A 3,830-nucleotide genomic window follows, 5' to 3' on the forward strand; every position below is an offset into this window, starting at 1 on the left:
GCGCAGGACGCCGCCGAGGCCCGCCTCGCGGCCGAGCGCGCCGCCTTCGCCGAGCATCTCGAGGCCGAGCGCCGGCTCTGGGGCGAGGCCCAGGCCGACCCGCTCGCCGCCGGGCTCGCGGCGGCGCTGAGCGAGATCGAGGCCCGCCTCGCCGACCGGGTCGCCGAGGCGCTGGTGCCGGTGCTCGACGGGGTGCTGCGGCTCCAGGCGGTCGAGGAACTGCGCGGGCTGCTGGCGCGGCTGCTCGCCGACCCGGCTCATCCGGCGATCCGCGTCACCGGCCCGGAGGACCTGCTCGCGGCGCTCGCCGCCCGGCTCGGCCCCGAGGCCGGAGCGGTGGCGTTCGCGCCCGCAGACGGCGTCGAGGTGCGGGTGACGGCGGACCGCACCGTGATCGAGACCCAGCTCGCGGCCTGGGGCCGCCGGCTCGCGGCGGCCGTCGAGGGGACCTGACATGGTCGAGGGGACCTGACATGGCCGAGGGCCACAACGAGATCATCATCGTCCGCCGCCACGGCGACCACGACGACGGCCACCACGGCGGCGCCTGGAAGATCGCGCTCGCCGACTTCATGACCGCCATGATGGCGCTGTTCCTGGTGATGTGGCTCATCAACTCGACCAGCAAGGAGACCAAGACCGCGGTCGCGAGCTACTTCAATCCGGTCAAGCTCGCCGAGATGGTCCCCGACCGGAAGGGCCTGCGCGACCCGGTCGGCGCCGAGGGGCCGGCCGAGGGCAAGGGCGCCGAGGCCAAGGGATCCGACGGCAAGGACGGATCCGGCAAGGACCCGGGCAAGGACGACAAGGGCGGCGGCGGCAAGGGCCGCGCCGAGGGCGCCGCCGCCGGCAGCCGCGGGCGCGAGGCGGCCCTGTTCCAGGATCCCTACGCGGTGCTCGCCCGCCTCGCCGCCGAGGCAGAGCCCGAGCGCCCGGTCGAGGTGTCGAGCCCCGACGCGGCCTCGACCGAGGACGGCCTGCCCGGCCTGAGCGGCGGCGAGGCCGCCCGCGACCCGTTCGATCCCCTGTACTGGCAGGTGGCGCCGCTGCCCGCCGCCCGCGCCGAGCGCCCCGGCCGCGTCGACACCCTGGCGCCGCAGGACGGCCGCCCCGACGCCCGCGCGGCGACGCCGGACCCGCGCCCGGTGCCCGGCCCGCGCAAGGACGCGGCGGCCGTCCGCGTCGCCGCCGCCGAGGCGCTGCCGCTGACGCCGAAGGACCCCCCGCGCGATCCGGCCGGCGCGGCCGCCAAGGATGTCGCGAGGGAACCCGCGAAGGACCCGAAGGCGAAGGACCCGGCCGCCCCGAAGCTCGCCGCCCTCGACCCCAAGGCGGACCTGAAGGCGGATCCCAGGGCCGACGCGAAGGCCGCGGCCGCCAAGGACCCCTCGAAGGACCCCGCCGAGGCGGCCGAGACCGCGGCCGCCGCCGCGCTCAAGGCCGAGATCCTCAAGGCGGTCGAGCCGCTGCCGACCGCGGCGCCCGCACCCCGCATCGACGTGCGCCGCACCGGCGAGGGCGTCCTCATCAGCCTCACCGACGAGTTCAACTTCATGATGTTCGGCGTCGGCTCGGCCGAGCCGCAGCCGAAGGTGGTGCGCGCGCTGGAGCGCATCGCCCGGATCCTCAACGCCAGGCCCGGGAGGATCGTCGTGCGCGGGCACACCGATTCGCGTCCGTTCCGCTCGGAGACCTACGACAACTGGCGCCTGTCCTCGGCGCGGGCCCAGATGGCGACCTACATGCTGGTGCGCGGCGGCCTCGACGAGGCCCGCGTCGAGCGCATCGAGGGCCACGCCGACCGCCAGCCGCGCAATCCCGCCGACACGAAGTCGGCGGAGAACCGCCGCATCGAGATCCTGCTGCGGGGGCGGCCCGAGTGACGCCCCGCTCGAGAGCGCACCGGTTCCGGATTGCGGCGGCCCTGCTCGGCCTCGGGCTCGCCGGACCCGCCGCGGCGGGGGGGGATGCGGGGCACGGCGACGGCCATGGCGGCGGCAAGGCCGCCGTGGCGGTCGAGCCGCTGCCGGTCGCGGCCCGGAGCCTGCCGGTGGAGCTGGTGCGCACGCTCCAGCATCTCCAGGACCAGATCGCCCGCGGCTCGACCCAGGCCCATCTCGGCCAGCGCACCCTGATCGCCCATATCGAGAACCGGCTCCTGACCCAGGAGCCCGCGACCTGGACCGAGCCGGCCAACCTGCGCGCGGCGGTGACCTTCGTGCTCAGCGGCGGCGGGCCGACGATCCTGCGCCAGATCCTTGCCGGCGACGGGGTGCCGGAGGCGGAACTGCCGCTGGTCCAGGGGGCGCTCGCCTATCTCGAAGGGCGCGAGAAGGAGGCGCGGCGCCTGCTCGTGCCGATCGACGCCCGCAAGGCGCCGCCCGGCCTCGCCGGCCAGCTCGCCCTGATCCAGTCGGCGCTGGTGGTGCGCGACGATCCCGCCGGGTCGCTGCGCTTCCTCGACCTCGCCCGGCTCCTCGCCCCCGGCACGCTGATCGAGGAGGGGGCCTTGCGGCGGCAGGTCTTCGTCCTCGCCCAGATCGGCGACGTGCGGGCGTTCGAGGCGCTGTCGATCCAGTACCTGCGCCGGTTCCGGCACTCGGTCTATGCCGGCAACTTCCGCCAGCGCTTCGCCGCGGCCCTGACCCGGCTCGACTTCGCCGCCGACCGCGGCAGGTTCGCCCGGCTCGAGGCGATGCTGAACGAACTCGACCCGGAGGGACGGCGCGACCTCTACCTGCTGGTGGCCCGCGCGGCGGTCGACCAGGGCCGGACCGCGGCGGCGATCTCCGCCGCCGACCGCGCCGGCGCCCTCGCCGGGGCCGACCGCACGGTGCTGGAGCGGGCCCGGCTCTACCGCTCGGCGGCCGGGATCGTCGTGCCCGGCCGCTTCGACGAGGCCCTGGCCGGCCTGCGCGCGGTCGACCGCGACGCCCTGCCGGAGGCCGACGCGACCCTTCTCGACGCGGCCTTCGCGGCGGCCCGGGGCATCCGCGACCTGCCGCCCCCGGCGCCGGCCGAGGCGCCGCCCGCGACCCCGGCCGCCGGGCGCGAGCTGCCGCAGGCCTCCGCCATCGCCCGCGCCCGGAGCGTCATACAGGACGTTGACGACCTGATGCAGAGGAGCCGCCAGTGACCCCCGTCGACGCGAAGCTGACCGATCTGGTCCGGCGGCTCGACCGCGCCTCCGGCCGCGGAGCCGGGGATGCCGCGGGCGATCCCGGGGCGTTCGGGTCGCTGCTCGGCGCGCTGGGGCGCGATTCGGCTGCCCCAGACGCCGAGCCGGCCGACGGCGCGACCGTCCAGGTTCCTGCGCCGCCCGCGGAAGAGGGCGCCGCGGTGACGACGCCGGCGGACGGATCGTCCGGGCGCGACGAACTCGGCGCGCTGATGGAACGCGCGGCCGGCGGGCGCCGGGAGCGCGAGCCGGCGCCCGAGGACACCGTTCCCCCTGCGGCCGGCGCCCTGCCGGCCGTGCTGCTGGCGCTCGCCGCGCCGGCGTCGGCCCAGCCCGCCACTCCATCGCCCGCGCCGGGCCAGCCGGACCGTCCGGTCGCGGTCCCTGCGGGCGCACCGGTGCCGTCCGAGCCGGTGCGGATCACCGTCCTGACGCGGGAGACGCATTTCGCGCCGGTCCAGTACGGCCTGCCGGAACCGGCCCGCCCGGTCGCGGCGCAGGCCGGTGCCGCCGCGGCCTCCACGGCCGACGTCGCGGCGCCGCCTCCGACCCCCGTCGTGCCGGCCTCCCCGGCGATGCCCGGGCCGGCGTCGTCCGCCGGTGCCGCCCCGTCCGCATCCTCCGCCGACGACCGCCTCGCCGCCGCGGCGAT

General features: G+C 77.4%; 3 protein-coding genes and 1 pseudogene. All 4 read left to right on the forward strand.

Annotated elements, in window-relative coordinates:
* Positions 1–453 (forward strand): hypothetical protein (locus EOE48_RS29485; RefSeq protein WP_187371584.1); only part of this gene is annotated, 453 nt, incomplete at its 5' end.
* Between the two features lie 20 nt (positions 454–473).
* Positions 474–1,883, forward strand: coding sequence for a MotB family protein (locus tag EOE48_RS28325; RefSeq protein ID WP_127734213.1), 1,410 nt, complete (start codon positions 474–476; stop codon positions 1,881–1,883).
* The gene (locus EOE48_RS28330) at positions 1,880–3,136 is read left to right on the forward strand and encodes a chemotaxis protein MotC (protein ID WP_127734214.1); all 1,257 of its coding nucleotides are present in this window, start codon (positions 1,880–1,882) and stop codon (positions 3,134–3,136) included. The genes EOE48_RS28325 and EOE48_RS28330 overlap by 4 nt, the downstream gene beginning before the upstream one ends.
* Positions 3,133–3,830: pseudogene (locus tag EOE48_RS28335) on the forward strand (hypothetical protein); the annotation flags it as partial. The gene EOE48_RS28330 and the pseudogene EOE48_RS28335, both read left to right, overlap by 4 nt.

Origin of the sequence: Methylobacterium oryzihabitans (assembly GCF_004004555.2) — a bacterium.
Taxonomy (GTDB): domain Bacteria; phylum Pseudomonadota; class Alphaproteobacteria; order Rhizobiales; family Beijerinckiaceae; genus Methylobacterium; species Methylobacterium oryzihabitans.

What these genes read in the sequence shown, in the direction of transcription:
- EOE48_RS28325 (WP_127734213.1), top strand. Translation starts at nt 474, where the DNA reads ATGGCCGAGGGCCACAACGAGATCATCATCGTCCGCCGCCACGGCGAC.